Raw genomic sequence first — 26,713 nt, 5'->3', positions numbered from 1 at the left:
CGGCGCCGGGCTCCTGGTCCACCGCGCCGTTGCCGTCCTTGTCCGGCAGCCGGCCGAAGGGCCCCGGGCGGGGCCCGACGCGTTCAGTCGCCCTCGTCCTCCAGGATCCCGGAGCGGGCGATGAGGAAGCCGAGTTGGGCGCGGCTGCCGCTGCCGAGGGTGCCGGCGAGCTTCGCGATGTGCGCGCGGCAGGTCCGTACGTTCATGCCCAGCCTGCGGGCGATGGCCTCGTCCACGTGGCCCTCGATGAGGAGCTGGGCGATGGTGCGCTGCACGCCCGAGATGCCGCCGCGGGTGTGCTGGTACGTCACTTCCTCCTGGAGGGGCACCGCGCGGTGCCACAGCTGCTCGAACACCTTGATGAGGTAGTCGACCAGCCCCGGATGGCGCAGCTCCAGGGCGACCTGGCGGTCGTCGCTGGCCGGGATGAAGGCGACGGTCCGGTCGAAGATGATGAGGCGCTCGAAGAGCTCCTCCAGCGTGCGCACCTCGACCTTGCCGGCCTTGAGGAGGTCGACGTACGCGAGCGTGCCGCGGCTGTGCCGGACGGTGTGCTGGTAGAGGGTCCGGATCCGGACACCGCGGTCGGTCAGCGGCTGGTCGCGCTCCAGGGCCTCCGTGAGTTCGAGGCTGGGGCGCGCGCCGCCGGGCTGGATGGTCAGCATCTCGGTGTGGCACTCGGCCGTGGCGAGGTTGAGGGCGGCGTTGATGGGGTCGAAGCCTTCGAGCACGGTGATGGCGTGGGTGCTCGCCGGATTCTGCGCGCTGATGGCCAGAAATGGCTCGAAAGCCTCGGACAGTTCGAGGGAATCGCGGCGTCTGTCGCGGATCTCCCGTTCGATCGGATGCAGCCGCTGTGCGAGCGCCACTGCCGGTGGAACCGGACGGAGCGAATTGGCGTCATCAGGGTCTGGCTGCAGCAACGCCAGATCGAGCAGGCAGGGTGCCGTTCTTACGTCCCCACGTGCGATCCGTCCGGTCCGCAGCGCGCTCGTGTAGAGCCGCGCCCCCTCACTGCACAGCTCCGTGACCGAGTGGGGATGTGTCGGTTTTGTTCTGTTTATGGTCAAATCTCCACCCCCCAGGGTCCTGAACATGCAAGAACATGATGCATCGTCCCTGTGGCAGCGACGTGCCTGAATGAGCCATCGTCTGACAGGCGGGGGAGAGGATTTCATCAAGTGAGGACGAAGCCGACCATGAACAAGAGAATGCTTCGCTCGGCGCTTGCCACCGTCATCTTCTCGGCTGTGGCCGGTCTGGGACTTGCCGGGGTCACCCTGGGGGGCGCCGAAGGGGGTGCCGCAGGCCTCCAGGCGGCGCCGCTTGAGGACAGCGGATGGCGCGCGGCACCGATGGACAGCGGATGGCGCTCGGCCCCCGTCGACGCCGATGCCGGCACCCTTGCTCTGGAGACCGCGGTATGACCCCCGACGACCGCGGCTTCCGTCGCGAAATGGCCTCTGCCTACCGATCCGGCTGGCAGTTCATCGACCTCGCCACGGCCATCCCCCACCCTGGCGATTCGTTGATGGTCACCCTGTTCGGACAGCCCATCGTCATCACGCGCGAGGAGGACGAGGACGTCCGGGCGTACCGGTGCCTGCGACGCCCCCGCGGCGCGCCGCAGCCCGTCCGCTGCGAGGTGCGCTACGGAATGGTCTTCGTCAACCTTGATCAGCGCGACCACCAGCTCTTCGAACCCGATATCACCACCGCCACCCCCCGCAGTGCCTGAAGCGATTCCCCCGTCGTTGCAGATCGCTCCAGGTGCTTCCCCCACACAACGGCGCCATCGTGGACCTGACCACGATGGCGCCGTTGTGATGTCCGCGTCCAGTGCTTGAACCGGACAAGGTGAAGGCTGAACTTCTTCCGCGGTTCCGGGTCTCCGCGGTTCCGCGGTTCCGGGTCTCCGCGTCCGTTCAGGCGCGTCCCATCGCCCGGTCGAGGGCGATCTCCATGACGACCCGGTCCGGATTGGGCGAGGGCATCCGCCCGTAGCGCTCCGCGTAGCGCGCCACCGCCTCGGCGACCGAGGCCTCGTCCGTACGGACGATCGCGCGCCCCTCCAGGGTCGCCCAGCGGCGCCCCTCCATCTGGCACACCGCGACCCGGGCCGGGCCCTGCTGCGTCGCCTGCGCCGCCAGGACGTTGCGGATCTTCTTGCTGTTCTTGTTGCTGATCACCCGGGCCAGGCCGGCCTCCGGGTCGTACGTGACGCCCACCGGCACCACGTGCGGGGTCCCGTCCGGGCGGGGCGTGGTCAGGGTGCAGACGTGCCGCTCCCGCCAGAAGGCGAGGTACTCGGGCGTCGGGTTGAGTACGTCAAGAGCCATGGCCCGAGGGTACGACTGCGGCCTTGAGTGGAATAGACTCAACTTTGCGTACGCTGACATACTCAAAGCCTGTCCTTGAGAGGAGAGTCGCACGTGGATGCCGAGCTGACCAACAAGAGCCGGGACGCGCTGAACGCGGCCACCAGCCGGGCCGTGAAGGACGGCCACGCCGATCTGACGCCGGCGCACCTGCTCCTGGCCCTCCTCGCCGGCGAGGACAACGAGAACATCACCGACCTCCTCGCGGCCACCGAAGCCGATCAGGCGGCGGTCCGGTCCGGCGCCGAGCGGCTGCTGGCGGCCCTCCCCAGCGTCACCGGCTCCACGGTCGCGCCCCCGCAGCCCACCCGCGACCTGCTCGCCGTACTCGCCGAGGCCGACCAGGAGGCCGGGAAGCTCGGCGACGAGTACCTCTCCACCGAACACCTCCTCATCGCGACCGCCGCCAAGGGCGGCGCGGCCGGCGAGGTCCTTTCCGCCCAGGGCGCGACGGCGAAGAAGCTGCTGGACGCCTTCCAGAACGCACGAGGAGGACGGCGGGTGACCACCCCCGACCCCGAGGGCCAGTACAAGGCCCTGGAGAAGTTCGGCACGGACTTCACGGCAGCCGCCCGCGAGGGCAAGCTCGACCCCGTCATCGGCCGCGACCACGAGATCCGGCGCGTCGTCCAGGTCCTGTCGCGCCGTACGAAGAACAACCCGGTGCTCATCGGCGAGCCCGGAGTCGGCAAGACGGCCGTCGTCGAGGGCCTGGCGCAGCGCATCGTGAAGGGCGACGTCCCCGAGTCCCTCAAGAACAAGCGGCTGGTCTCCCTCGACCTCGGCGCGATGGTCGCCGGCGCGAAGTACCGCGGCGAGTTCGAGGAGCGGCTGAAGACGGTCCTCGCCGAGATCAAGTCGAGCGACGGCCAGATCATCACCTTCATCGACGAGCTGCACACCGTCGTCGGCGCGGGCGCCGGCGGGGATTCGGCCATGGACGCGGGCAACATGCTCAAGCCGATGCTGGCCCGCGGCGAGCTGCGGATGGTCGGTGCGACCACGCTCGACGAGTACCGCGAGCGCATCGAGAAGGACCCGGCGCTGGAGCGGCGCTTCCAGCAGGTGCTGGTCGCCGAGCCGAGCGTCGAGGACACCATCGCGATCCTGCGCGGCCTCAAGGGCCGCTACGAGGCCCACCACAAGGTCGTCATCAACGACAGCGCGCTGGTGGCCGCCGCGACCCTCTCCGACCGGTACATCACCTCCCGCTTCCTCCCCGACAAGGCCATCGACCTGGTCGACGAGGCTGCGTCCCGCCTGCGCATGGAGATCGACTCCTCGCCGCTGGAGATCGACGAGCTGCAGCGCTCCGTCGACCGCCTGCGGATGGAGGAGCTGGCGCTGCGGAACGAGTCCGACCCGGCCTCCATCGAGCGCCTGGAGAAGATCCGCAAGGATCTGGCGGACAAGGAGGAGGACCTGCGCGGCCTGACCGCCCGCTGGGAGAAGGAGAAGCAGTCCCTCAACCGCGTCGGCGAGCTCAAGGAGCGCCTGGACGACCTGCGCGGCCAGGCCGAGCGCGCGCAGCGCGACGGCGACTTCGACACCGCCTCCAAGCTGCTCTACGGGGAGATCCCGACGCTGGAGCGCGAGCTGGCCGAGGCCACGGAGGCCGAGGCGGAGGCCTCCAGGGGCACCATGGTCAAGGACGAGGTCGGACCCGACGACATCGCGGACGTCGTGGGTGCCTGGACGGGCATTCCGGCGGGCCGGCTGCTGGAGGGCGAGACGCAGAAGCTGCTGCGCATGGAGGCGGAGCTGGGCCGGCGCCTGATCGGCCAGGGCGAGGCCGTCCGGGCCGTCTCGGACGCCGTACGCCGCACCCGGGCCGGGATCGCGGACCCGGACCGCCCGACCGGCTCGTTCCTCTTCCTGGGCCCGACGGGCGTGGGCAAGACGGAGCTGGCCAAGGCCCTCGCGGACTTCCTCTTCGACGACGAGCGGGCCATGGTCCGCATCGACATGTCGGAGTACGGCGAGAAGCACAGCGTGGCCCGCCTCGTCGGCGCGCCCCCCGGCTACGTCGGCTACGAGGAGGGCGGCCAGCTGACCGAGGCCGTGCGCCGCCGCCCGTACTCCGTGGTGCTGCTGGACGAGGTCGAGAAGGCCCACCCCGAGGTCTTCGACATCCTGCTCCAGGTCCTGGACGACGGGCGCCTCACGGACGGCCAGGGCCGCACCGTGGACTTCCGCAACGCGATCCTGATCCTGACCTCGAACCTGGGCAGCCAGTTCCTGATGGACCCGGCGGCCTCGGCGGAGGACAAGAAGGCCAGGGTCCTGGAAGTGGTCCGGGCCTCCTTCAAGCCGGAGTTCCTCAACCGCCTCGACGACCTGGTGGTCTTCTCCGCGCTGACCAAGGACGAGCTGGCGCACATCGCCGAGCTCCAGATCGCGCGGCTGGCCGGCCGCATGGCCGACCGCCGCCTGACCCTGGACGTCACGCCCGACGCCCTGGCCTGGCTGGCGGACAACGGCAACGACCCGGCGTACGGCGCCCGCCCGCTGCGCCGCCTGATCCAGACGGCGATCGGCGACCGCCTCGCCAAGGAGATCCTCGCGGGCGAGGTCCGCGACGGCGACACGGTCCGCGTCGACGTGGCCGGCGACGACCTGCTCGTCGGCAAGGCGCTCTAGCCGGGAGCAGCCGGAGCCGGAGCAGCCGGAGCAGCCGGAGCGCGATGTGCCGCGGCGGCCGCGTGATGCGGCCGCCGCTTCACGCGCCGGTCGCCTCGAAGCGCACCTTCACGGTCGTCCCGGCCTCCGAGCTGATGCGGAGCCGCACCAGGCCCGCCCGGCCGGGCTGCGGATCGCCGTGCACGAGGTCGAGGCACTGCTCGTTCTCGGAGTCGTAGTTCTCCGGCCGGGGGCCGGGACAGCGGACCGGCTCCCCCGGCTGCGGGAAGGACGCCAGCCATGCATCGACCCCGTCGCGCTCCATGCGGAACGTCCCGGTGGCCGAGGCGCGGCCGTCCGTGCCCCCGGTCCGCTCGCAATCGCCGTTCCGGCCGTCCGGCGGCAGGCTCACGCGGGCGAACGCCAGGGCCTCCGCGCAGCCGGTCGTGCCCGTTCCGGCGCCGCCCCGGTCAGGGGCGCCGTAGTCGTCCAGCGCGTTCCACAGCATCCACAGCAGCCCGGCGCAGAAGGCGACGGCGAGAGCCGTCGGCAGCCACATGACCAGCTTCGACGTACGCGGAACCATCCTGCTCCCCCCTTACCTGGCTCTTACTCCTGTCCGCCCTGCGCGGATCGTACGTGCGGGGGTGGACACGGGGTAGGAGCGATGGGGGAGGATGACATCATCCGCACGAAGGGAAGTACACGGTGAGCATCGACCCGGCCTCGATTCCGAACTTCGGAGGGCAGCAGCCCGATCCGCAGGCCACAGGACCGGCGGGCCCCGTCGTCCCCGACCAGGATCTGGTCAAGCAGCTGCTGGAGCAGATGGAGCTCAAGTACGTCGTCGACGACGAGGGTGACCTCGCGGCGCCGTGGGAGGAGTTCCGGACGTACTTCATGTTCCGCGGCGAGGAAGAGCAGCAGGTCTTCTCGGTGCGGACTTTCTACGACCGTCCGCACGCGATCGAGGACAAGCCCCAGCTCCTCGAGTCGATCGACGACTGGAACCGTCGCACCCTGTGGCCGAAGGTCTACAGCCACACGCACGACGACGGCTCCGTCCGCCTGATCGGCGAGGCGCAGATGCTGATCGGCACCGGCGTCAGCCTGGAGCACTTCGTTTCTTCCACGGTCAGCTGGGTCCGGGCCTCCATCGAGTTCGACAAGTGGCTCGTGGAGCAGCTCGGGCTGGAGAAGGAGATCGACTCCAACGACGGTGAAGACGAGGACGGCGAGGACGGCGACAGCTAGTCGCCGGCCGTTCGGCCGTCACAGCGGCATCCGGGCGACCAGCAGCAGGTACAGCCCGTAGCCGTACGAGAGCCCGGCCAGCCCCGCGGTCGCCATGACCGCGGAGCGCAGCCGGGCTCGTGCCATTGCGGCGGCGACCGGCAGGAGCAGCGGGAACGCCGGCAGCAGGAAGCGCGGCTTCGACTCGAAGTAGCCGGCCCCGCCGTAGGTGATCAGCAGCAGCACGGCGGTGTACGCGAGCAGGACGGCCGGCGTCCGGTCGAGCAGCAGGAGTACCGCGAGGAGCCCGGCGGCGGCCAGGACGGCCACGGTCACGATGGTGGCGAGCGGTGCGTGCCCGCCGGTCAGCACCCGCCAGACCTGGTCCATCGTGTACGAGCCGAAGTCGAAGCGGGAACCCCAGCCCCGCTGCACGGCGAAGTAGCCGCCACCCGGATCCCCCGTGCGCAGTCCGACGGCCACGACGTACGCCGCCCAGCCGGCCGGGGCCAGCAGCGCGGCCGCCCACACCTCGGGCGCCCGGGATCTTCGGCGGAACAGGGCGTGCAGGGCGGCCGCGGACACGGCGGCGGCGACGGCGACCCCTGTCGGGCGGGTCAGCCCGGCGAGCACGGCGAGGCCCGCGGCCCACAGCCAGCGGCCGCGCAGCACGCAGTACAGGGCCCAGGCGGCGAGCGCGGTCAGCAGCGGCTCGGTGTAGGCGAGGGTCAGCACCACCGCATGCGGCGTCACCGCCCACAGCGCCACCAGCAGCACCCCGCCGCGCCGGCCGAGCGCCGTCTCCCCGACCCGGTACACCCCGACGGCGGCCACCGCGGCGGCGGTCCAGGCCACCAGCAGCCCGGCCCAGGGGGTGGCGCCGGCCAGCCGGACGAGCAGCGGATACAGCGGGAAGAAGGCGTGGTCGCTCTGCACCGATCCGGAGTCGGCCCACATCTGGGTGCGGCCGTAGCCGTGCACGGCGATGCCGAGGTACCAGACGGAGTCCCACGAGTACCCGAGCACGCGGACGGGGTTCCGCCCGGCCCACCACGCCCCGGCGGCGAGCACCACGACCCCGCCCGCGCGGACGGCGGCGAACACGCCGAGCGCAGCGAGGGCCGCGGGCACCCTGCCGGTCCGGAGCCTCTGCGGCCGGATGGAAACCGGCACACTGCCCGTCGCCGTCATGAACCCCCGTCTTTCCCGCGCTGCGCGAGTACGCCCGTCCCGACGAGGAGAGCCTCGGGCACCCTAAAGGTCATCGCCGCCCCGCGGGCGTGAATGCCCCCGGAATCTCCGGTGAAATCAGGCCCCCGGCCCGGCGTCGCCCGGATGCGCGGCCCTGCTCACAGCCGCCGCAGCCGGTCGGCGGCCTCTGCGAGTACCTCCGTCTTCTTGCAGAAGGCCCAGCGGACCTGGGTGGCGCCCGCGGAGCGGTCGTCGTAGAAGACCTGGTTCGGGATGGCGACCACGCCGCAGCGTTCGGGGAGGGCGCGGCAGAAGGCGAGGCCGTCCTTTTCGCCGAGCGGGGTGATGTCCGTGGTGATGAAGTACGTGCCCTGCGGGCGGAAGACCTCGAAGCCTGCCGCCGTGAGGCCGTCGGCGAGGATGTCGCGCTTGGCGGCGAGGTCGGCACGGAAGCCCTCGTAGTAGCTGTCGGGGAGGTTCAGGGCCTCCGCGACGGCGTACTGGAAGGGGCCCGAGGAGACGTACGTCAGGAACTGCTTCGCCGAGCGGACCGCCGAGACGAGCTCCGGCGGGGCGGTGATCCAGCCGACCTTCCAGCCCGTGAACGAAAACGTCTTGCCGGCACTCGAAATGGTGACGGTGCGCTCGCGCATGCCGGGCAGCGAGGCCAGCGGGACGTGCGCGCCCTCGAAGACCAGGTGCTCGTACACCTCGTCCGTGACGACGAGGAGGTTGCGCTCCACCGCCAGCTCCGCGACCGCCGCGAGCTCGGCCGGGGTCAGGACCGTGCCCGTCGGGTTGTGCGGGGTGTTCAGCAGCAGCAGGCGGGTGCGCGGGGTGACCGCGGCACGCAGTTCGTCGAGGTCGAGGGTGAACGCCCCCTCGGCTACCGCCGGGGGGGACCCCCAGGCGTGCGGGCGCAGGGTGACCGGGACACGGGTGGCGCCGGCCATCGCGATGCAGGCCGCGTACGAGTCGTAGTACGGCTCCAGGGCGATGACCTCGTCACCCGGTTCGAGCAGGGCGAGCAGGGAGGCGGCGATGGCCTCCGTCGCGCCCGCGGTGACCAGGACCTCGGTGTCCGGGTCATGGGACAGGCCGTAGAACCGCTGCTGGTGCTGCGCGATCGCGGTGCGCAGCTCCGGGATGCCGGGGCCCGGCGGGTACTGGTTGCCCAGGCCCGAGAGCACGGCGCGGGAGGCGGCCTCGGCGATCTCGGCGGGGCCGTCCGTGTCGGGGAAGCCCTGGCCGAGGTTGATGGACCCGGTGCGGGCGGCCAGGGCCGACATCTCGGCGAAGATCGTCGTACCGAAGGACGCGAGGCGGCGGTTCAGGAAGGGGCGGCTGCCGCCCACGGGTGCGCTCATGGGCGCCATCCTGGGGGGAACCTCTGGACTTGCTCAAGTGTGCTTTGGCCCGGGTGGCCTGCGGGCATCCCCCCTTCACGCGGGCCCGGCCCGCGGACGGACACGGTCCGCACCTTGGGGGACCGGCTCGATGAACGGGGGTTGGTGGTCATGTCTTTCTTCGGTCTGTTTCTCGTGGCGCTGGTCATCTTGGGCGTCGTGTTCCTCGTGAAGAGGGTGGCGCGCGCCTGGACCGGCTCGGACTCCGGCTCCGGGTCGGGCTCTTCGTGGTGGGCGGGAGACGGCGGTTCGTCGTCCTCCTGCGGTTCGTCCTCGTCCTGCGGCTCCTCCTCGTCCTGCGGCGGATCGTCGTCCTGCGGCGGTGGAGGGTGTGGCGGTTCCAGCTGACACGGGGCAGCCGGCGCCGCGTACGCGGGGGGCGCCCGGCGGTGGTGAACGCCGTCGGGCGCCCTCATGTCCGGGCTTCGGATCCGCCGTGGGGTGAAGCACGGGACGCCCGTGGTTGAACACGTGAACTGTGTAGCCCCCGAGGGGATGTAAACCCAATCAAGTTGGGTAAAAACGCTGTGAGTGCCGTGCCTTTCATGATTCCCTCGGTTGAGTAGACCAGTCCTCGGACCTTCCTGGACTTCCTGTGGACCCGTGCCGGTGTCCCCCACCCGTTGACTACCGCTGGCGGGCCCCGGCTCATCTCCCTCGCGCGTTTGCGGAGCCGACTCATGCTCACGACCCTCCAGACCACTTACACCGACACGCGTGCCGCCGATCTGGCCTGGGCCCTGGGTCGGGACCGGCTGCCCGCCCTGGCCGTACTGAACCTCGAACTGGCGGGCGCAAAAGTCGAGTTGCGCCTGCTCGGAGCCTCGCACCAGGTGCTCCTGGAGGACGGTGGAGTGCTCTGCTCGGAAACGGTCGCCTGCATGCCCGGCAGCAGTACGCCGCTGCCGCTCGGTGTGGCCAAGCGGATGGGCGACTGGGAGTACGAGTTCGCCGCACGGGTCGAGACCCTGTCGCAGGGCTCCTTCGCGGGGCGCGCGCAGGAGCTGCTCGCGCTGGTCGCAGATCACCCGAACGGATTGGCCGGAACCTTTCCCGGCAGCCCGCACGCCTTCACCGCCCTGCTCGCGCAGCGCCACGAGGGGCAGGTGCGCTGGCGGACCTGGCACGCGTACCCGCAGGAAGGCCAGTTGGTGGCCACTCGTACGAGGGTCGGTGCGCGGACGGGTGCACCCGCCGAGGCCCCGGAGATCGACGCGCGGTAGGGCCGGACTGGACTGGGCCTCCCGGGGCGCGGGCGCCGCGGGAAGTTTCACAGGGTTACGCCAACCGGCTGGAACAGTACGTCACTTGCACCCATGTGGGTGACGGAATGCGAGTGGATGGTGACGTACGGTTCGCTTCATGATCGACCGTTCCGTCCCGCGCCGGGTGCTCCCGGCCCCGGAGCCGGGGGGCAGGGCGGCCCTCCCGGCCGCCCTGCCCGTACGGCCCCGGACCGGCCGACTCCTCGTCCTGGCCACCGTGTTCGTCTGCGCCGCCTGCGGGCTCGTGTACGAGCTGGAGCTGCTCGCCCTGGGCTCCTACCTGATCGGCGATTCCGTTACCCAGGCATCCGTCGTGCTGTCCGTCATGGTCTTCGCGATGGGCGTCGGCTCCCTCCTGGCGAAACGGCTCCGCGGACGGCCCGCCTTCGGATTCGCCGTCATCGAGGCGGGCCTCGCGCTGCTCGGCGGGCTGTCGGCGATGGCGCTGTACGCGAGCTTCGCCTGGCTGGGGGAGTCGCAGCCCGCGCTCGTGGCCTTCTCCTTCGCGATCGGCGTGCTCATCGGCGCCGAGATCCCGCTGCTGATGGTCCTCATCCAGCGCATCCGCAGACAGGACGCGGGCGTCGCCGTCGCCGACCTGTTCGCCGCCGACTACGTGGGCGCCCTGGTCGGCGGGCTGGCCTTCCCCTTCCTGCTGCTGCCGGTGCTCGGCCAGCTCACCGGCGCCATGCTGACCGGCACCGTCAACGCGATCGTCGGCGCGGGCCTCATCCTGTGGCTGTTCCGCTGCGACCTGAGCCCCCGCTCCCGCTGGCTGCTGATCGCCGCGAACCTCACGGTGCTGGCCCTCCTCGCCTGCGCGACCCTCCTCGCCGACGACTTCGAGCGGGTCGCGCGACGCGCCGTCTACGGAGGCGAGGTCCGGGTCGCGCAGCAGACCGGGGTCCAGGAGCTCGTACTGACCGGGCCCGCCACCGGCTCCCCGCGCTCCCTCGACCTGTTCCTCGACGGCCGGCTGAGGGTCAGCGGCTACGACGAGTACCGCTACCACGAGGCCCTCGTGCACCCCGCCATGACCGGCCCGCACGCCCGGGTCCTGGTCCTCGGCGGCGGCGACGGGCTCGCCGCCCGCGAGGTGCTGCGCTACCGGGACGTCGTCTCGGTCACCGTCGTCGAGCTCGACCCCGGGGTGGTCCGGCTCGCCCGCACCGACCCGATGCTGTCCGCGCTCAACGGCCGGGTGTACGAGGACCCGCGCCTCGGGGTCGTCACGCGGGACGCGTTCCGCTGGCTGCGGCAGCCGGCCGCCCGGGGCCGGTACGACGTGATCGTCTCCGACCTCCCTGACCCGGGCATCACGCCCAGCACGAAGCTCTACTCGCAGGAGTTCTACGGGCTCGCCGCGCGCGCCCTGCGCCCCGGCGGGCGGATCGCCGTGCACGCGGGACCGCTGGCCACGCGCCCGCGCACGTACTGGACGGTCGAGGCCACCCTGCGCGCGGCCGGGCTGCGCACCGCGCCCTACAGCGCGGGTGGCCGGCTCTCCGGCTTCGCCGCCGGGCCCGACCGCAGCCCCGGGACGGCCGACACGCCGCCGCAGGACTGGGGCTTCGTACTGGCCGGCCGGGACAAGGCCCCCGAACTGCGCGTGGACCGCGACACGCCGGGGCTGCGCTCACTGACCACGCAGTCCCTGAAGGACTCCGCGCGCGATGCGGAACGCACGCGGATGGCGGGCCTGCCGCCGTCGACTCTCCCGCACCCGCGGTATTCGTAGGTGCCGGACCGGGTGCCGGAGGGCCTCTCGTCGGTAGGCTCGACCACATGGAGCATCAGGTGTTCGTTCCGGTACCGGCAGACAGCATCCGCGCCGTGCTGCGCGACCCCGCCCGGGTGGCCCGCTGCGTACCCGGGCTCCAGCAGGACGCCGACGCGGCGTCCGGGCCCGTGTCCGGCCGCCTCAAACTGCGCGTCGGCGGGAACACCGTCACCTATCGCGGGGCCCTGTCCGTCACCGAACGGGATCCGGACCGCTTCACCGTGGCCGGCGAGGGCACGGAGATCCGCGGCAGCGGCACCGTCAAGCTGGCGCTCGGGCTGCTGCTGATCCCGGTGGACGACGGGACCCGGGTGGAATTCACCGCCGAGGGCGCCGCCGACGGGCGGGCCGCCGCCTTCCCTCCGGAGGCCACCGCCACCGCCCTCCGGCGGCTCCTGGACCGGGCCGCCGGGCAGCTCGCGGCGCTGGCCGGGGCGGGGGAGCCGGTGACCGACGTCATCGCCGAGGCCGAGGAGGCGGAGGGCGACGCGCCCGACCCGGAGGACGGGGACGACGGCGGTACGGAGGTCACCGCGTCCGTCTTCGACACCGAGGTACCGCCCGCGCCCCTGGAACCCTTCATGGACGGCGACTTCGAGGGGCTCCCCGACTTCGGCCAGATCGGCGACATCGGGGACATCGAGGCGTTCGGCGCGGCCGCGCAGCCCCCCGCCGAGGCCGCCCACGCCCGCCGCACCATGATCGGACGCAGCGCCGAGGAAGTGGACCACGCACCCCCGCGCGGGCGCTACGCCCCCGTCCCGGCCCCCGCGGCCTCCGGCGCCGGCGCGAACCTGCGCTGGATCGCCCCGGCCGCCGCCCTGGCGCTGGCCTCGGCGGTCGTGGTCGGACGAGCCCTGCGCCGACGCCGCTGACCCCTCGTTAGAGTCGGCGCATGAGTACGCAACTGACCGCGGGCGGCGCCGAAGTGACCGTCGACCAGGAGAACGGCTGCCGGATCAGCAGCCTGCGCATCGACGGCACGGAGCTGCTGCGCCAAGGCCACCACTACGGATGCTTCCCGATGGTCCCGTGGTGCGGACGCATTGCGAACGGGCAGTTCCAGGACGGGGCCGTCTTGCGTCAGATGCCTGTCAACCAGCCGCCGCACGCCATCCACGGCTTCGGCCGCGACGCCCCCTGGCGCCCCGCCCGCGTCACCGGCACGGAGGCCGCGTTCACGTACGACCTCGCCGAGCCCTGGCCGCACCAGGGCCGGGTCACCCAGATCGTCGAGCTGGCCCCCGACTCGCTGACCCTCAGCATGGGCGTGGAGACGTACGGCGACTCCTTCCCCGCCCAGGCGGGCTGGCACCCCTGGTTCCACCGCAACCTCGGCACCGGCGTGGGGACCGGGGAGGACGTACGCCTCGATTTCGCGCCCGCATGGCAGGAGGGGCGCGGCGCCGACCACCTACCCACCGGCAAGCGCACCGACCCGCTGCCCGGCCCCTGGGACGACTGCTTCGGCATGCCGGAGGGCGTCGACGCCACCCTCACCTGGCCCGGCGCGTTCGAACTGAAGATCACCAGCCGGGCCGAATGGGTGGTCGTGTACGACGAGCAGCCCGAGGCCGTCTGCGTGGAGCCGCAGTCCGGCCCGCCGAACGGGCTGAACACCCTGCCGCGCCTGGTCAGCCCGGTGGACCCGCTGGAGATCTCCATGACCTGGACCTGGCGCCGGCTCTCCTGAGCCGCCTTTAAGCTCAGGGGCATGAGTGACGTACGCGATGCGCTTCTGCAGCAGATCAAGGACAAGGCCGTCGTGCACGGCAAGGTGATCCTCTCCTCCGGCAAGGAGGCCGACTACTACATCGACCTCCGCCGGATCACCCTGGACGGCGAGGCGGCCCCGATGGTCGGCCAGGTCATGCTCGACCTCACCGCCGACCTGGACTTCGACTGCGTCGGCGGTCTGACCCTGGGCGCCGACCCCGTCGCGACCTCGATGCTCCACGCCTCCGCGGCGCGCGGCGGACGCCTCGACGCGTTCGTCGTCCGCAAGGCGCAGAAGGCGCACGGCATGCAGCGCCGTATCGAGGGCACCGACGTGAAGGGCAAGCGCTGCCTGGTGGTCGAGGACACCTCGACCACCGGCGGGTCCCCGCTGACCGCCGTCGAGGCCGTCCGCGAGGCCGGCGGCGAGGTCGTCGCCGTCGCCACGATCGTGGACCGCGGGGCAGCGGACGCCATTGCCGAGGCGGGCCTTCCCTACCTCACCGGGTACCGGCTCGACGACCTCGACCTGGCCTGATCTCGCATTCTGGCCGCCCGGAGAACTGGTGACTGAGGTCCCCGGGACTCCGGGCACAGGTCCTGACCTGCCCTTTCCCGGCCGGGCGGAATGTTTCACGTGAAACGGCTCACCCGGCACGGGTGGAGTGTCGCGCGGAGTCTGGAAAGATGAGCCCGACGGTTACGTCGCCCCCAGGTCAGGGCCAGCAATCGCACACTCCCCGCACATCCAAGGAGCGGACAGATGCCCATCGCAACCCCCGAGGTCTACAACGAGATGCTCGACCGGGCGAAGGCAGGCAAGTTTGCCTACCCGGCGATCAATGTGACCTCGACCCAGACCCTGCACGCTGCACTGCGCGGCTTCGCGGAGGCCGAGAGCGACGGCATCATCCAGATCTCCACCGGTGGTGCGGAGTTCCTGGGTGGCCAGTACAAGAAGGACATGGTGACCGGCGCGGTCGCCCTGGCCGAGTTCGCGCACATCGTTGCCGCGAAGTACGACGTCACCGTCGCGCTGCACACGGACCACTGCCCCAAGGACAAGCTGGACGGCTACGTCCGCCCGCTCCTCGACATCTCCGCCGAGCGTGTGGCCAAGGGTCTGAACCCGCTGTTCCAGTCGCACATGTGGGACGGCTCCGCCGAGACCCTGGCGGACAACCTGGCCATCGGCCAGGAGCTGCTCGCCAAGGCCGCCGCTGCGAAGATCATCCTTGAGGTCGAGATCACCCCGACCGGCGGCGAGGAGGACGGCGTCACCCACGAGATCAACGACGAGCTGTACACCACCGTCGACGACGCGATCCGCACTGCCGAGGCCCTGGGCCTGGGCGAGAAGGGCCGCTACCTGCTGGCCGCCTCCTTCGGCAATGTCCACGGCGTCTACAAGCCGGGCAACGTCGTCCTGCGTCCCGAGCTGCTGAAGGACCTGCAGCAGGGTGTGGGCGAGAAGTACGGCAAGAGCAGCCCGTTCGACTTCGTCTTCCACGGCGGCTCCGGCTCCTCCGAGCAGGAGATCGCCACCGCGCTGGAGAACGGCGTCGTGAAGATGAACCTCGACACCGACACCCAGTACGCCTTCACCCGCCCGGTCGCGGACCACATGTTCCGCAACTACGACGGTGTCCTGAAGGTCGACGGCGAGGTCGGCAAGAAGTCCACCTACGACCCGCGCACCTGGGGCAAGCTCGCCGAGGCGGGCATGGCCAAGCGCGTCACCGAGGCGTGCGCGAACCTGCGCTCGACGGGCACGAAGCTGAAGTAGTACCCAGCCGCACCCATCACGGCCGAAGGGCCCGGCCCGCCGTCTCGCGACGGCGGGCCGGGCCCTTCGGCGTAGTGGCGGCGCCGTACCGCGGCCGGTCGCTCCGGTCGACACCTCCGGGAGGGCGAGCGAGGATGGACGAGCGGTCGCCTTCCGGCCTCCAGTCACCGCCGTGGCGGTGAGCGCCGACAGTTCTGCGGCCCGCAATTCCCGGCTTCTCCCTGATGGGAGCACCATCATGCATCTGCACATCCGACGCGCAGTGGTTGCGCTGTCCGCGTTTCCGCTCGTCATGTCCGGTGCGATCGCCCTCGCGCCGGCCGCCGGTGCGGCACCTTCTGCGAGCTGCACGGTCACACCCGCCGCGAACGGGACGTACGTCACCATCTCCGGCGAGGGCTTCTCGGCCCCGCGGAACCTCAACGACGGCGAAACAACCGAGCGCCTGAACGTGGACGACACCGGGCACTTCCTGCTGAAGCGCTTCCAGAAGAACGTCGACTACACCGTTCTCGCCGTCAACGAGGACCAGAACTTCACCTTCGTGAACTGCAAGGTCGTCCAGGCGCCGAATGCCCAGACACCCACTCCCAGCCCCAGCTACCACCGGCCTCACCGCAGGTGACGCCGGGCGAGGCCGGCGCGGCCGAGGCGTGGGCGGGGGCCGGTGAGCCCCGGCCCCGGCCCGGCCCCGGCCCCCGGATCAGCGGCCGGCCAGGACCGCCGCGTGCGCGCGGGTGCGGCGCACCGGGCTGTGCCGCACGGGGACCGGGGGTGCCGCCACCGGAGCCAGGCAGCGCGCCGCGTGTGCCACCGACGCGAGGGTCACGTGGCGGTGCCAGCCCGGCAGCGAGCGGCCCGAGAAGTCCCGGAGGCCGACGTCCTGCACGCTCACGCCGGCCGCCGCCGACACCCTGTGCGCCGTCTTCGTCATCCGCACCAGCGCCCCCGGCTCCGTGCGCACCATGTCCGTCACCCACAGCTGCGTCGGCAGCCGCCGGGCCGCCTCCCACTCGCCGAACAGCAGTACCTCGCGCCGCCGCCCCGGCGCCGGATCCGGCACCATCACCCGCACCGCCGCCACCAGTGACGTCCGCCGTGCCCCCGGCATCTCCGGGTCGGGCCACTCGACCGGCATCCGCAGCCCCCTGACGTTCTGGAGGATGTCCCGCGCGGCCAGCGTCCCCGCGCCGAAGCCCGGCAGCCGCGGATCCGTCACCAGGAGCCGCGCCTCGGGGCTGATCCGCCCCACCACCGGTACCCGCGCCTGCGCGAAGCGGTTCAGCGTGGCCCGCGTCGCGATGTCCCGGATGTCCAGCACCACCGGCCGCGTGGCCACGCCCGACTCCCGCGACTCCCGCAGGGTGTCCAGCACGGCCGTCACCGCGCACTCCTCGTAGCCCTCGTACGACGTGTCCGGCGCGTCCGGCTCGGGCGCACCGGCCGGAGCCTCCGGCTCCTCGTCCAGGAACAGCCGCCACCCCACCGGCGTGACCATCCCCGCCGACGTGAACCACATCCCGAACGCCTGCTGCCCGCGGAACATCTGCCCCCGGTGCGGGTCGAAGCGGTGCCCCGCCCCCACCGAGTGCTCCCCGCCCTTCGGGATCGCCATCGGCTGCGCCACCCAGGCGTTGAGCGGGGCCGTCTGCCCCAGGTACTGCGACAGCGCCGCGCGGATCGGCTGCCAGTCCCATGTCGACGCCGCGATGAAGTGGTGCAGGCTCTGCTCCGCCGCCGCCGCGCCGCCCGCACCCGCGCCCATCTGCTGCGCGATGTTCCGGATCGACTTGCGGCCCTGAGCGGCGAGCAGCCCGCGCACGTACTGGCGTCCGCGCTCCCGCTGGTCCCTGCGCCGCAGGGAGGTGAACACCGCCGAGCACAGATCCTCGGCGGCCTCGTCGACGAGCTCCCGTCGCGCCGCCCGGACACCCCGGTACGTGCCGCTGTTCGCGCTGCTGGTGCTGGTGCCGGTGCTGGTGTTCACGTCTCCCCCTTCGCCGATGGCCCTCCTACCGTCGGTCCGGGCCGCCCTTCCCGGGGAGGTGGGCAGGGCACACGGCTGGGCGGACCGGTGGTGGGGCGCCCACCACCGCCCACCCGCGGGAGCCCCAGGGGTGGTTGGACCACCGCCCGTACGCGGTGCCGCCGCGTCGCGGGAGGGGCCCGATACCCCAGACTTGGTGCATGTCCATTCACCAGAACCTGCTCGGGGGCCCCGCCCCCACCCACCTCCCCGACGAGCCGGGCCGCGAGGCCCTCGCCGCGGGCACGCCCGCCGTCGAGGTGGCCGCCGCACACCCGTCCTCCTCCCTCGCCTGGGCGACCCTCGCCGACGAGGCGTTCGCCGCCGGCCGCACCGTCGAGTCGTACGCGTACGCGCGGACGGGCTACCACCGCGGCCTCGACGCCCTGCGCCGCGCGGGCTGGAAGGGCCACGGTCCGGTGCCGTGGGAGCACGAGCCGAACCGCGGCTTCCTGCGCGCCCTGTACGCACTGTCCCGGGCGGCCGGGGCGATCGGCGAGAAGGAAGAGTTCGAGCGCTGCTCGACCTTCCTGCGTGACTCGTCGGAGACGGCGGCGGACACCCTCGGCGCCTGATCCGTACGCACGGACGCACCCACCCGCACGCGGTCGGGGCCGGGTCCCGCACCCGGGCCCCGGCCGGCCGTGGTGTCCGAAAAGTAACCGTGACCCCGGTCACATCCCATTGGAGCGGGTCCGGCAACCGGTCCTATGATGCGGACAGGGGACCGGGGCTCCACTCACCCATCGGAAGGAGCGGACCGCTACCCGGAAGCACGTGTCGAGGAGACAGCGATGTCGAACACCCTTGATGCCTCCGGAGCCGGTTCGGACACCCCGAACCTCGACTTCGACGGCACGACCCCGTACGAGGACTACGTCCAGGCGGACGTCCTCACCCACCTCCAGCACCTGCGCTCGGACGACCCGGGCGAGATGGTCTTCCTGGTGACGACCCAGGTCATGGAGCTGTGGTTCACGGTCATCGTCCACGAATGGGAGACGGCTGCGAAGGCCCTCCGCGAGGACCGCATCCCCGTCGCGATGGATGCGCTGAAACGATCCCTCCGCGAACTGGAGGCCCTCAACTCCTCCTGGCGCCCACTCGCCCAGCTCACCCCGGGCCAGTTCAACGCCTACCGCGCCGCCCTCGGCGAGGGTTCCGGATTCCAGTCGGCGATGTACCGCCGGATGGAGTTCCTGCTCGGCGACAAGTCGGCCTCCATGCTCGTCCCGCACCGCGGCGCCCCGCGCGTCCACGCGGAGCTGGAGAAGGCCCTCCACGAGCCCAGCCTCTACGACGAGGTCCTGCGCCTGCTGGCCCGCCGCGGCCTGCCGGTCCCGCAGGCGGTCCTGGACCGCGACCTCTCCCAGCGGTACGAGCCCTCGCCCGAGGTCGAGGCCGTCTGGACCTCCCTGTACGCCGACCCCGACGCCGAGCTCGACCTGCACCGCCTCGGCGAGGTCCTCACGGACGTCGCGGAGCTCGTCTGGCGCTGGCGCAACGACCACCTGGTCGCCACCCGCCGCGCGATGGGCGCCAAGACCGGCACGGGCGGCTCGGCCGGCGTGACCTGGCTGGAGAAGCGCGCCGCGAAGAACGTGTTCCCCGAGCTGTGGACGGCGCGCAGCCATGTCTGAGCCGAAGACGGCCGACCTGGCCGCCCGCGCCGCGGAACTGGACACCGCCGACGAGCTCGGCAAGCTCCGTGACCGCTTCACCCTCCCCGACGGCGTCGTCTACCTGGACGGCAACTCCCTCGGCGCGCTCTCGACCGGGGTCGCCCAGCGCATTGCGCAGGTCATCACCCACGAGTGGGGCACCGAGCTCATCCAGTCCTGGAGCACCGGCACCTGGTGGACCGCGCCCGAGCGGATCGGCGACAAGCTGTCCCCGCTCATCGGCGCGGCCCCCGGCCAGACGGTCGTCGGCGACTCCACCAGCGTCAACCTGTTCAAGGCCCTGGTCGGCGCCGCCCGCCTGGCCCGCCCCGGCCGCACGCGGCTGCTGGTCGACGCGTCCACCTTCCCCACCGACGGCTACATCGCCGAGTCGGCCGCCCGGATGACCGGACTCACCGTCACCCCGGTCGACCCGTCCCACGCGGCCGAGGCGATGGGGGAGGACACCGCCGTCGTCCTCCTCAACCACGTCGACTACCGCACCGGCCGCCTCCACGACCTCCCGGCCCTCACCGCGGCGGCGCGCGCCGCCGGGGCCGTCACCGTCTGGGACCTCTGCCACTCGGCCGGCGCCCTCCCCGTCAACCTCGACGAGCACGCCGTCGACCTCGCGGTCGGCTGTACGTACAAGTACCTGAACGGCGGCCCCGGCTCCCCGGCGTACCTGTACATCGCCGAACGCCACCAGGCCGCCTTCGACTCCCCGCTCCCCGGCTGGAACGGCCACGCGGACCCCTTCGCGATGACCCCGGACTACGCCCCGGCCGCCGGCCCGGTACGCGGCCGGGTCGGTACTCCGGACATCCTGTCCATGCTGGCCCTGGAAGCGGCGCTCGACGCCTGGGACGGGGTCTCGGTGGAAGCCGTACGGGCCAAGTCCCTCGCCCTGACCGATTTCTTCCTGGAGTGCGTTGCGGCGTACGTCCCGGCCGGCAAGGTCGAGTCGGTCACCCCGGCCGAGCACGACCGGCGCGGCAGCCAGGTCTCGCTGCGCACCGAGAACGCCCGCGAGGCGATGGACGACCTGATCTCCCGGGGCGTGATCGGTGACTTCCGCGCCCCGGACGTCCTGCGCTTCGGCTTCACCCCGCTCTACGTCGGGTTCGCCGACGCGGAGCGTGCGGCCCGGACACTGGGTCACATTTTCGGGTGACGTAGGGGCGAAACGTCACGGCTAGGGGGCGGACGGGGCTTCGGCTCCGTCCGCCCCCGGCATATCCCGGCCTCGGCCGCGGCCCACCACGGACGTTCCCGTTCCGGCCTGATACGGTCCCGCTCTGCCGGAACACCAGTCCCACGCGTTACCGAGAGGTTGAGCCGATGACGGACCCCGCAGTCGAACGGGACGCCGCTGAGGCCGCCTCGGCCTTCGCCCACCCGCCGGTCGCCCCGGACGCCACCGGGTCGTACGGGGACCACCCCGACCAGGTCATCGACTTCTACGCCCCGCACGGTGAGCCGGAGGCGGCCGGTCCGGCGCCGCTCGTCGTGGTCCTGCACGGGGGCGCGTGGCGGGCCCCGTACGACCGGCAGCACATCACGCCCCTCGCGGACTTCCTGGCCCGGCGGGGTTTCGCCGTCGCCAACGTCGAGTACCGGCGCGGCAGTTCCCTGCCGGTCCAGGGATCCGGGGGAGCGGTGGCCGGCCGCTGGCCGGAGACCTTCGACGACGTCGCCGCCGCGATGGACGCCCTCCCGGAACTGGTCCCGGCCCACCTCCCGCAGGCCGACACCCGCCGTACGGTCGTCACCGGCCACTCCGCGGGCGGCCATCTCGCGCTGTGGGCGGCCGCCCGGCACGTCCTGCCGCCCGAGTCCCCGGCCGCCTGGAGGCTGTCTTCCCCGCCGCTGCTGCGCGGCGTGGTGGCGCTGGCCCCCATCGCGGACTTCGTGGCCTCGGAGGAGCTGGGTGTGTGCGGTGGCGCATCCGCGCAGCTGCTGGGCGGGAGCGAACTGTGGGCGGAGCGCCTGCCGTTCGCGGATCCGGCCGCCCTGCTGCCGACCGGGATCGCGACGACGGTCGTCCACGGCCGGGACGACATCGTGGTCCCGGCGTCGGTGGCAGAGTCGTACGTGGCCGCGGCGGCCAAGGCCGGGGAGACGGTGGGGCTGACCCTGCTGGACGGCGTCGGTCACTTCCCGCTGATCGACCCGGCCGCCGACGCCTGTGCGGTGGTGGCCGAGGAGATCTCGCAGCTGGCCTGGTAGAGGCCTGCGGCGCGGTACAGCAGCAGGGCGTGCACGAACCGGTCCTCCCGCGTCGGCGGACACAGCCAGGCCAGCGGCCAGGCGCCGTCGAGGGCCGGGACGGGGATGTACGTGGTCCGGCGCGGCCCTGACGCCAGTCGTGTGAAGCCCGCCGGCCAGACCCGGTGGGCGGCGCTCCCGACCGGGATCAGGAAGTACACGGGCCGCCGCCCGTTGGCCTGGACGACGATCGGCCCGGGGTCACCGCCAGTGAGCTTGGCGAGGAGATCGGCCAGGCTGCGTCCTGTGTCACCGTCCACACGTACCGCGTCAAATAGCACGCCGGCCTTGCGGATTCCGATGCCGGTGTCCGGAATCCAGCTGGGCGCAGGGGAGTTGGGCGCGTTACGTTCTGTGTTCATGGCCCAAGCGTGATGGCTCAGGTCCACCGTTTTCCACGTATCGGACTTGATAGGTGAGAAGTACGGGAAGGCGCGCCATGCGCTGGAGACCGTTTGAGTTGCTCAGCGGCATACGAGAACCTCACCGGCCCGGCCCGGCCCGGCCCGGCCCGGCCCTGGCCGTGGCCCCCACGGCCTGGGCCGATTTCGCCGGCTGGGCCGCGGGGGCGTAAAGCCCCGCCGCCCGCCGCCCGTCAGAAGTACACCGGGGTCACCCGGACCGTGGTGCGAGCCGTCACCCCGGACTGCGCGCCGCGGGCCGTGTAGGTGTGGGCGCCGGTGCGCAGGCTGCCGGCGGAGACGTGGGTGAAGCGGCCTTCCTTGTCGGCCGTGAGGTCGGGGAGGGGGGATCCGTCGCGGAGGAAGTAGATCTTCTCTCCCGGTTTGAAGTTGCTGCCCTGGAAGGTGCAATCGGAGTACTGGGCGAAGGTTCCGCAGCCGGTGAGCGTTGCCGGCCCCCTCGGGACCCACGGCTTCGGCGGCACGGGCTTCGGCGACTCGGGCTTCGGGACGGGGACGGGAACCTTGCGGCCAGGGCTCTTGGTACCCGGATTGTTGGGTTCGGGCGTCTTCGGGGCGGACGTCGCCGGGTCGGGTGTGCGCGGAGCCGGGTCGTCCTCGAACGGGTTGTCGCAGCCGGCCACGGCCAGGACTGCGGCCGCGACCATGGCGGCGAGGAGTGCTCGTTTCATGTGGGCCACGGTCGCCCCCGCAGACGGTCCGGGTCGTCCGTACCACCACTGAATCGCGGTACGCAATCGAGGACGGACGCCGTCGTGCGTGCTGCGGGATACTGCCGGAGTGGGAATCGAATTCGTAGGCAGGGCAGCGGAGTTGGCGATCCTTGCCCAGCGGATCGAAGCCGCGGGGCGGGGCTCCGGATCCGTGGTGCTGCTCGCAGGGCCGGCAGGCATCGGCAAGAGCACCCTCGCGGCCGAGGCGCTGCGCCGCCATGCCGCTCCCGCGCGGTTCACCATCGCACGGGGCCATTGCCCCAGGGGCGCGGTGGCACCGCCCTTGTGGCCCTGGCAGCGCGCGTTGCGCCTTGCCGGAGCCACCACCGGGATCCCCGGACCGCGGACCGCCGAGCCGCCGCAGACGGGCGCAGCAGCGGGGCAGCAGCCGTGGAGTGCGATGGCGCCGGCCGACGCGGCGGCGGCGCAGTTCCTGGAGCTGGCCCGGATGTGCGAGGCGCTGGCCGCGACGGCCGCCGAACGCCCCCTGGCCGTCCTGCTGGAAGATCTGCACTGGGCCGACGCCGCGAGCCTCGACCTGCTGTGGCAGCTGACCGGCGAGGTCGCCGAGTCCGGGCTGTTCGTACTCGGCACCATCCGGGAACCGGTGCCCGACGAAGCCGCCGGAGCCCTCGCGGACCTGGGCCGGTACGGGGCCGACACCCTGCGTCTGGCGCCCTTCACCCGGGAGGAGGTCGCGCGGTGCGTCGGCGAGGCGGAGGCGGCGGAGTCGTACCGGCGGACGGGCGGGGTGCCCCTGCTCGTCGCTGCGCTGCGCACGCATGCGAGCAGTCTCGCCAGCGTCGTCAGCGGCCTGCTGGCAGGGCTCACCGACGAGCAGCGCGACGTCGTACGGGCCGCGGCCGTGCTCGGCGAGCGGCTGGACACCACTCAGCTCGCCGCGGTCCTGCCCGAACCGGGTGAGACCGCCGTCGCGCAGGCGCTGGAAGCGGCCTGGCACGCGGGGGTCCTCACCGCGGAAGCGACCCCCGGTGCCGGACGCACCTACCGCTTCACCCATGACCTGGTGCGCGACGAGGTGCTCGGCCGGACCGCGCCTGCGACCGCCCGTGCGCTGCACGGGGCCGCCGCGCGGGCACTGGAGCAGGCCGGAAACCCTGCCGAGGCGGCCCGTATCGCGGCGCACTGGCGACAGGCGGGCACGGAGCCCGGTCACCGCGCCGCCGCGGCGCACTGGTCCCGGATCGCCGCGGACCTGGCGCGCGAACGGCACGCCTACGCGGATGCCGCCCGGCACCTGGCGGACGCCGCCGCCGTACTCGATGCGGCGGACCCGCAGCGGGCTCCGGCGCTCATCGAACTGGCTCGCGCCGAGTACCTCGCCGGGCACTACGACGTCTGCCTGCGCCATTGCGACGAAGCGTCCGGCGCGGCGGAGGCAAGCGGCCGGCCGGCCCTGCTCGCCGAGGTCGCCCTGGTCCTGCAGGGCGTCACGTTCCCCCGGGCCGCGCAGGCCCTCACCCGGCTGTGCGGGGCGGCGCTGGCCGTCCCGGACCTGCCGGACGCGATGCGTGCCCGGCTGCTCGCCCAGCTCGCCACCGCCTCGGCCGAACTCGACGCACCCGAGGAGGCGGCCGGGTACGCCCGCGCCGCCCTCGAACTGGCCGGGGCCACGGGTGACCTCCGGGCCGAACTCGACGCCGTCCGAGCGGTGCAGATGACCCTGGCCCATCCCGACGACACCGCCGAACGCCTGCGTCTGGGCGAGCTGGCCGTGTCGCGCGCCGAGCAGCTGGGGGATCCGCTCGCCGTCGTCCTGGGCCACCAGTGGCGCGTGCAGGCGGGATACCTGCTGGGCCGGCCGGAACTGGTGGACGACGCGATCCGCGGCATCGAGGCGGTGGTGGCCCGTTCCGCGCTGCCGCTGGCCCGCTGGCACCTGCTGCGGGTGAGTGCGGCCCGCGCCGTGCAGCAAGGACGGTTCGCCGAGGCCCGCAGCTGCAACGCGGAGGCGACGGGGCTCGCCCGGGCCAGCGGGGACCAGTCCGCGATCGTCATGAGCTACGTACTGCACCAGCAGCTGGCCTGGGTGCGCGGCGACGCCGCGGAACTGCCCGAGGAGATGTGGAGCGACCTCGACCGGGCGCCGCGACACCCGCTGCTGCTGTCCGCGCGGGCACGGGGGCTGTTCCTCGCCGGGCGGCTGGACGAGGCGCGGGAGGCCTATGACCAGCTGCGCCCGCTGCTTCCGATCCCGATGACGAACCCGCCATGGCCTGCGGTGCTGCTGAACCTGGTCGACCTGGTCCGGCTGGCCGGCGATGCGGAGTCCGCACGGCTCGTGTACGACCAGCTCGTGCTGTTCCGGCCGTATCCGGGAGCGCTCGGCACACCCACGGCCTACTTCTCGGGCTCGGTCAGCCGCGAACTCGGCGTTCTCGCGCTGACCGCAGGCCGTCCGGCGCAGGGCGAGGAGCTGCTGCGCGAGGCGCTGGCCCGCAACCGGGCCCTCGGTGCACGGCCGTTCGTGGCGCTGACCTGCCTGGACCTCGCCGCACTCCGGTCCGGCGCGGGTGCCCTCGCGGAAGCGGCGGCCCTCGCCGGGGAGGCCCTGGCGATCGCCGGCCAACTCGACCTGCCGGGCCCCTCCGCCGCTGCGGTGCGGCTCATCGGCGACATCGCCGCCCTGCGAGCCGGCACCGGCCGGCTCACCCCGCGCCAGCTCCAGGTCGCCGAGCTCGTGGCCCTGACTGCCCTTACGAACCGTCAGATCGCCGAAGGCCTGGTCATCTCCGAACGCACGGTGGAAAGCCACGTCCGCAGCATCCTGGCCAAGCTCGGCTGTGCCAACCGGACGGAACTGGCGGCTCGCTGGGCCGGCCGCTGACCGAAGTACGGGACCGGCCGGTGCCGGTCCCGCCCGGCATCAGGACGACCGGCCGGACTCTGCCCTACGGGGCGGTCGCCGCCAGGCGGGTGGCGAAGGTGGCGAGGCGCTCGCCCTGGTAGCGGGCGGCGATCAGGGTCTCCTCGCTGACGGCGCCGCTGCCGGCCGGGTGCGAGGTGCCGTACGGGTTGCCGCCGGCGCCGAAGACGACCGGGCTGGTGAAGCCGGGAGCCACGATGACCGAGCCCCAGTGGTGGAAGGTGTTGTAGAGGGCGAGCAGCGTGGACTCGTTGCCGCCGTGCGCGTTGTGGGCGCTGGTGAAACCGGTGGCCGGCTTGTCGGCGAGGGCGCCCTGCTGCCAGAGGCCGCCCGTGGTGTCGAGGAACTGCTTCAGCTGGCCCGCGATGTTGCCGTACCGGGTCGGCGAGCCTATCGCGTACGCGTTCGCCCAGACGAGGTCGTCCAGGGTGGCGACCTCGACGTCCTGGGTGTCCTCGACGTGCTTGCGCCACGCCGGGTTGGAATCGACGGCCGCTTCGGGGGCGAGCTCGGGCACCCGGCGCAGGCGGACCTCGGCGCCCGCCTTCTCGGCGCCTTCGGCCACGGCCTTGGCCAGCTCGTGGACGTTTCCGGTGGACGAGTAGTAGATGACCGCGACCTTGGCACCCATGGCGAGGACCCCCTGTGGCTAACTGGATTGTTATCCGGTTCGACGAGTGAGAGTAAAACGGATAGCAATCCGCTTGGCAAGGGCGTCCGGTAGCCTCGGGGTATGAGCCGCATCGAACTCCCGGTCACGGGGCAGGCCCCGCCCGAGCGCGCGGACGCCACCAGGAACAGGCGGAAGATCCTGGACGCGGCGGCGCGGCTGGTCGCCGAGCAGGGGCCGGATGCCGTGACCATGAACGCCGTCGCCCGCGCCGCGGGCATGGGTGTCGGCACGGTCTACCGCCGCTTCGGCGACGTGAGCAGCTTGCTGTTCGCGCTGCTCGACGACGACGAGCGGCGCTTCCAGGAGGCCTTCATGAGCGGGCCCGCCCCGCTCGGCCCTGATGCACCGCCCGCCGTCCGGCTGCGCGCCTTCCTGCACACGCTGGCCGAACGGCTCGTCGGACAGCGTGCCGTGATGGCCGCGGCCGAGGCCGCGTCGCCGGGCGCCCGGTACGCCAGCGGCGCCTACCTGACCATGCACACGCACGTCGCCCTGCTGGCGCGCCAGACGCGCCCGGACGCGGATGCGGCGGTCCTGGCGCATCTGCTGCTCGCGCCGTTCGTGCCGAGCCTGTTCGAGCACCTAGCGGCGCGGGACGTGCCGATCGGGCAGATCAAGGCGGGCATCGACGCCCTGCTCGGCGCCGGGCGGGAACCCAGTGGATCAAGCCACTGACGGGTCGGTACGCT

Annotated in this window: 26 protein-coding genes; 17 read left to right on the top strand and 9 right to left on the bottom strand. The window is 72.3% G+C overall.

Annotated features, from left to right (window positions below; translation table 11 throughout):
* Positions 1-83: 83 nt before the first annotated feature.
* Positions 84-1,097: a helix-turn-helix transcriptional regulator gene (locus ABTY04_RS30890; RefSeq protein WP_352216720.1), complete on the bottom strand. Its 1,014-nt coding sequence runs from the start codon at positions 1,095-1,097 to the stop codon at positions 84-86.
* Positions 1,098-1,199: 102 nt separating this feature from the next.
* Here ABTY04_RS30890 and ABTY04_RS30885 point away from each other — a divergent pair, with 102 nt between their 5' ends.
* Positions 1,200-1,427 (top strand): hypothetical protein, encoded by a 228-nt coding sequence (locus ABTY04_RS30885; RefSeq protein ID WP_352216719.1) that lies wholly within the window; start codon positions 1,200-1,202, stop codon positions 1,425-1,427.
* Positions 1,424-1,738 carry a Rieske (2Fe-2S) protein gene (locus ABTY04_RS30880; protein ID WP_030299141.1) on the top strand — a complete coding sequence of 105 codons (315 nt, stop codon included), beginning with the start codon at positions 1,424-1,426 and terminating at the stop codon, positions 1,736-1,738. Before ABTY04_RS30885 ends, ABTY04_RS30880 begins: the two co-directional genes overlap by 4 nt.
* Positions 1,739-1,925: 187 nt before the next feature.
* Here the strand turns inward: ABTY04_RS30880 and ABTY04_RS30875 are convergent, their stop codons facing one another.
* Positions 1,926-2,339 carry a pyridoxamine 5'-phosphate oxidase family protein gene (locus ABTY04_RS30875; RefSeq protein WP_352216718.1) on the bottom strand — a complete coding sequence of 138 codons (414 nt, stop codon included), beginning with the start codon at positions 2,337-2,339 and terminating at the stop codon, positions 1,926-1,928.
* A gap of 93 nt (positions 2,340-2,432) precedes the next feature.
* Here ABTY04_RS30875 and clpB point away from each other — a divergent pair, with 93 nt between their 5' ends.
* Complete coding sequence (clpB, locus tag ABTY04_RS30870) at positions 2,433-5,018, top strand: ATP-dependent chaperone ClpB (RefSeq protein WP_352216717.1); 2,586 nt, start codon at positions 2,433-2,435, stop codon at positions 5,016-5,018.
* 79 nt (positions 5,019-5,097) lie between these two features.
* Here clpB and ABTY04_RS30865 read toward each other — a convergent pair whose 3' ends face one another.
* Positions 5,098-5,583 carry a hypothetical protein gene (locus tag ABTY04_RS30865; protein ID WP_352216716.1) on the bottom strand — a complete coding sequence of 162 codons (486 nt, stop codon included), beginning with the start codon at positions 5,581-5,583 and terminating at the stop codon, positions 5,098-5,100.
* Between the two features lie 122 nt (positions 5,584-5,705).
* On the opposite strand from ABTY04_RS30865, the gene ABTY04_RS30860 reads away from it, so the two are divergent.
* Complete coding sequence (locus ABTY04_RS30860; protein WP_352216715.1) at positions 5,706-6,251, top strand: type III secretion system chaperone family protein; 546 nt, start codon at positions 5,706-5,708, stop codon at positions 6,249-6,251.
* 18 nt (positions 6,252-6,269) lie between these two features.
* On the opposite strand, the gene ABTY04_RS30855 is transcribed toward ABTY04_RS30860, so the two are convergent.
* Complete coding sequence (locus ABTY04_RS30855; protein WP_352216714.1) at positions 6,270-7,361, bottom strand: glycosyltransferase family 39 protein; 1,092 nt, start codon at positions 7,359-7,361, stop codon at positions 6,270-6,272.
* 218 nt (positions 7,362-7,579) lie between these two features.
* Positions 7,580-8,797, bottom strand: a complete 1,218-nt coding sequence (locus ABTY04_RS30850; protein ID WP_352216713.1) for a pyridoxal phosphate-dependent aminotransferase — start codon at positions 8,795-8,797, stop codon at positions 7,580-7,582.
* Positions 8,798-9,507: 710 nt separating this feature from the next.
* Here ABTY04_RS30850 and ABTY04_RS30845 point away from each other — a divergent pair.
* The 7 genes from ABTY04_RS30845 to ABTY04_RS30815 all read left to right on the top strand — a co-directional run bounded on the left by ABTY04_RS30845 (position 9,508) and on the right by ABTY04_RS30815 (position 15,999).
* Positions 9,508-10,050 (top strand): DUF2617 family protein, encoded by a 543-nt coding sequence (locus ABTY04_RS30845; RefSeq protein ID WP_352216712.1) that lies wholly within the window; start codon positions 9,508-9,510, stop codon positions 10,048-10,050.
* Positions 10,051-10,189: 139 nt separating this feature from the next.
* Positions 10,190-11,830, top strand: a complete 1,641-nt coding sequence (locus tag ABTY04_RS30840; protein ID WP_352216711.1) for a polyamine aminopropyltransferase — start codon at positions 10,190-10,192, stop codon at positions 11,828-11,830.
* Positions 11,831-11,877: 47 nt separating this feature from the next.
* Entirely contained in the window at positions 11,878-12,747 is an 870-nt protein-coding gene (locus ABTY04_RS30835) for an SRPBCC family protein (protein WP_352216710.1), read from the top strand.
* 20 nt (positions 12,748-12,767) lie between these two features.
* Positions 12,768-13,565: an aldose epimerase family protein gene (locus tag ABTY04_RS30830; RefSeq protein WP_352216709.1), complete on the top strand. Its 798-nt coding sequence runs from the start codon at positions 12,768-12,770 to the stop codon at positions 13,563-13,565.
* Between the two features lie 21 nt (positions 13,566-13,586).
* Positions 13,587-14,126, top strand: a complete 540-nt coding sequence (gene pyrE / locus ABTY04_RS30825) for an orotate phosphoribosyltransferase (RefSeq protein WP_352216708.1) — start codon at positions 13,587-13,589, stop codon at positions 14,124-14,126.
* A gap of 225 nt (positions 14,127-14,351) precedes the next feature.
* Positions 14,352-15,374: a class II fructose-bisphosphate aldolase gene (gene fbaA / locus ABTY04_RS30820; RefSeq protein WP_352216707.1), complete on the top strand. Its 1,023-nt coding sequence runs from the start codon at positions 14,352-14,354 to the stop codon at positions 15,372-15,374.
* Positions 15,375-15,612: 238 nt separating this feature from the next.
* On the top strand, positions 15,613-15,999 hold the full coding sequence (locus tag ABTY04_RS30815) for a hypothetical protein (RefSeq protein ID WP_352216706.1): 387 nt from the start codon (positions 15,613-15,615) through the stop codon (positions 15,997-15,999).
* Between the two features lie 78 nt (positions 16,000-16,077).
* Here the strand turns inward: ABTY04_RS30815 and ABTY04_RS30810 are convergent, their stop codons facing one another.
* The gene (locus ABTY04_RS30810) at positions 16,078-17,361 is read right to left on the bottom strand and encodes an IS701 family transposase (RefSeq protein WP_352216705.1); all 1,284 of its coding nucleotides are present in this window, start codon (positions 17,359-17,361) and stop codon (positions 16,078-16,080) included.
* Between the two features lie 200 nt (positions 17,362-17,561).
* Between ABTY04_RS30810 and ABTY04_RS30805 the strand changes: the two genes are divergently transcribed.
* The 4 genes from ABTY04_RS30805 to ABTY04_RS30790 all read left to right on the top strand — a co-directional run bounded on the left by ABTY04_RS30805 (position 17,562) and on the right by ABTY04_RS30790 (position 21,290).
* Entirely contained in the window at positions 17,562-17,975 is a 414-nt protein-coding gene (locus tag ABTY04_RS30805) for a DUF3151 domain-containing protein (RefSeq protein WP_352216704.1), read from the top strand.
* Between the two features lie 219 nt (positions 17,976-18,194).
* On the top strand, positions 18,195-19,040 hold the full coding sequence (locus ABTY04_RS30800) for a tryptophan 2,3-dioxygenase family protein (protein WP_352216703.1): 846 nt from the start codon (positions 18,195-18,197) through the stop codon (positions 19,038-19,040).
* Positions 19,033-20,235 (top strand): kynureninase, encoded by a 1,203-nt coding sequence (gene kynU, locus ABTY04_RS30795; RefSeq protein ID WP_352216702.1) that lies wholly within the window; start codon positions 19,033-19,035, stop codon positions 20,233-20,235. The genes ABTY04_RS30800 and kynU overlap by 8 nt, the downstream gene beginning before the upstream one ends.
* 167 nt (positions 20,236-20,402) lie before the next feature.
* Entirely contained in the window at positions 20,403-21,290 is an 888-nt protein-coding gene (locus ABTY04_RS30790; RefSeq protein WP_352216701.1) for an alpha/beta hydrolase family protein, read from the top strand.
* Here ABTY04_RS30790 and ABTY04_RS30785 read toward each other — a convergent pair.
* Together ABTY04_RS30785 and ABTY04_RS30780 are read right to left on the bottom strand one after the other, a co-directional pair.
* Positions 21,215-21,691 (bottom strand): hypothetical protein, encoded by a 477-nt coding sequence (locus tag ABTY04_RS30785; protein ID WP_352216700.1) that lies wholly within the window; start codon positions 21,689-21,691, stop codon positions 21,215-21,217. The genes ABTY04_RS30790 and ABTY04_RS30785 overlap by 76 nt on opposite strands.
* 233 nt (positions 21,692-21,924) lie before the next feature.
* On the bottom strand, positions 21,925-22,422 hold the full coding sequence (locus ABTY04_RS30780; protein ID WP_352216699.1) for a hypothetical protein: 498 nt from the start codon (positions 22,420-22,422) through the stop codon (positions 21,925-21,927).
* A 109-nt stretch (positions 22,423-22,531) separates the two neighbouring features.
* Between ABTY04_RS30780 and ABTY04_RS30775 the strand changes: the two genes are divergently transcribed.
* Positions 22,532-25,312, top strand: coding sequence for an ATP-binding protein (locus tag ABTY04_RS30775; RefSeq protein ID WP_352216698.1), 2,781 nt, complete (start codon positions 22,532-22,534; stop codon positions 25,310-25,312).
* Between the two features lie 64 nt (positions 25,313-25,376).
* Here ABTY04_RS30775 and wrbA read toward each other — a convergent pair whose 3' ends face one another.
* Entirely contained in the window at positions 25,377-25,982 is a 606-nt protein-coding gene (gene wrbA, locus ABTY04_RS30770) for an NAD(P)H:quinone oxidoreductase (RefSeq protein WP_352216697.1), read from the bottom strand.
* Positions 25,983-26,084: 102 nt separating this feature from the next.
* Here wrbA and ABTY04_RS30765 point away from each other — a divergent pair, with 102 nt between their 5' ends.
* The gene (locus ABTY04_RS30765) at positions 26,085-26,699 is read left to right on the top strand and encodes a TetR/AcrR family transcriptional regulator (protein ID WP_352216696.1); all 615 of its coding nucleotides are present in this window, start codon (positions 26,085-26,087) and stop codon (positions 26,697-26,699) included.
* Positions 26,700-26,713 lie beyond the last annotated feature (14 nt).

This window comes from Streptomyces sp. NPDC097981 (genome assembly GCF_040302565.1).
Classification (GTDB): domain Bacteria; phylum Actinomycetota; class Actinomycetes; order Streptomycetales; family Streptomycetaceae; genus Streptomyces.
This window is presented reverse-complemented; position numbering and strand designations above follow the sequence as displayed.

Excerpts from the sequence above, each read along its gene's own strand:
- ABTY04_RS30890 (WP_352216720.1), bottom strand. The coding sequence starts at position 1,097 with ATGTTCAGGACCCTGGGGGGTGGAGATTTGACCATAAACAGAACAAAA.
- ABTY04_RS30885 (WP_352216719.1), top strand. The coding sequence starts at position 1,200 with ATGAACAAGAGAATGCTTCGCTCGGCGCTTGCCACCGTCATCTTCTCG.
- ABTY04_RS30880 (WP_030299141.1), top strand. The coding sequence starts at position 1,424 with ATGACCCCCGACGACCGCGGCTTCCGTCGCGAAATGGCCTCTGCCTAC.
- ABTY04_RS30875 (WP_352216718.1), bottom strand. The coding sequence starts at position 2,339 with ATGGCTCTTGACGTACTCAACCCGACGCCCGAGTACCTCGCCTTCTGG.
- ABTY04_RS30865 (WP_352216716.1), bottom strand. The coding sequence starts at position 5,583 with ATGGTTCCGCGTACGTCGAAGCTGGTCATGTGGCTGCCGACGGCTCTC.
- ABTY04_RS30850 (WP_352216713.1), bottom strand. The coding sequence starts at position 8,797 with ATGGCGCCCATGAGCGCACCCGTGGGCGGCAGCCGCCCCTTCCTGAAC.
- ABTY04_RS30845 (WP_352216712.1), top strand. The coding sequence starts at position 9,508 with ATGCTCACGACCCTCCAGACCACTTACACCGACACGCGTGCCGCCGAT.
- ABTY04_RS30840 (WP_352216711.1), top strand. The coding sequence starts at position 10,190 with ATGATCGACCGTTCCGTCCCGCGCCGGGTGCTCCCGGCCCCGGAGCCG.
- ABTY04_RS30835 (WP_352216710.1), top strand. The coding sequence starts at position 11,878 with ATGGAGCATCAGGTGTTCGTTCCGGTACCGGCAGACAGCATCCGCGCC.
- ABTY04_RS30830 (WP_352216709.1), top strand. The coding sequence starts at position 12,768 with ATGAGTACGCAACTGACCGCGGGCGGCGCCGAAGTGACCGTCGACCAG.
- pyrE (WP_352216708.1), top strand. The coding sequence starts at position 13,587 with ATGAGTGACGTACGCGATGCGCTTCTGCAGCAGATCAAGGACAAGGCC.
- fbaA (WP_352216707.1), top strand. The coding sequence starts at position 14,352 with ATGCCCATCGCAACCCCCGAGGTCTACAACGAGATGCTCGACCGGGCG.
- ABTY04_RS30815 (WP_352216706.1), top strand. The coding sequence starts at position 15,613 with ATGCATCTGCACATCCGACGCGCAGTGGTTGCGCTGTCCGCGTTTCCG.
- ABTY04_RS30805 (WP_352216704.1), top strand. The coding sequence starts at position 17,562 with ATGTCCATTCACCAGAACCTGCTCGGGGGCCCCGCCCCCACCCACCTC.
- ABTY04_RS30800 (WP_352216703.1), top strand. The coding sequence starts at position 18,195 with ATGTCGAACACCCTTGATGCCTCCGGAGCCGGTTCGGACACCCCGAAC.
- kynU (WP_352216702.1), top strand. The coding sequence starts at position 19,033 with ATGTCTGAGCCGAAGACGGCCGACCTGGCCGCCCGCGCCGCGGAACTG.
- ABTY04_RS30790 (WP_352216701.1), top strand. The coding sequence starts at position 20,403 with ATGACGGACCCCGCAGTCGAACGGGACGCCGCTGAGGCCGCCTCGGCC.
- ABTY04_RS30785 (WP_352216700.1), bottom strand. The coding sequence starts at position 21,691 with ATGAACACAGAACGTAACGCGCCCAACTCCCCTGCGCCCAGCTGGATT.
- ABTY04_RS30780 (WP_352216699.1), bottom strand. The coding sequence starts at position 22,422 with ATGAAACGAGCACTCCTCGCCGCCATGGTCGCGGCCGCAGTCCTGGCC.
- wrbA (WP_352216697.1), bottom strand. The coding sequence starts at position 25,982 with ATGGGTGCCAAGGTCGCGGTCATCTACTACTCGTCCACCGGAAACGTC.
- ABTY04_RS30765 (WP_352216696.1), top strand. The coding sequence starts at position 26,085 with ATGAGCCGCATCGAACTCCCGGTCACGGGGCAGGCCCCGCCCGAGCGC.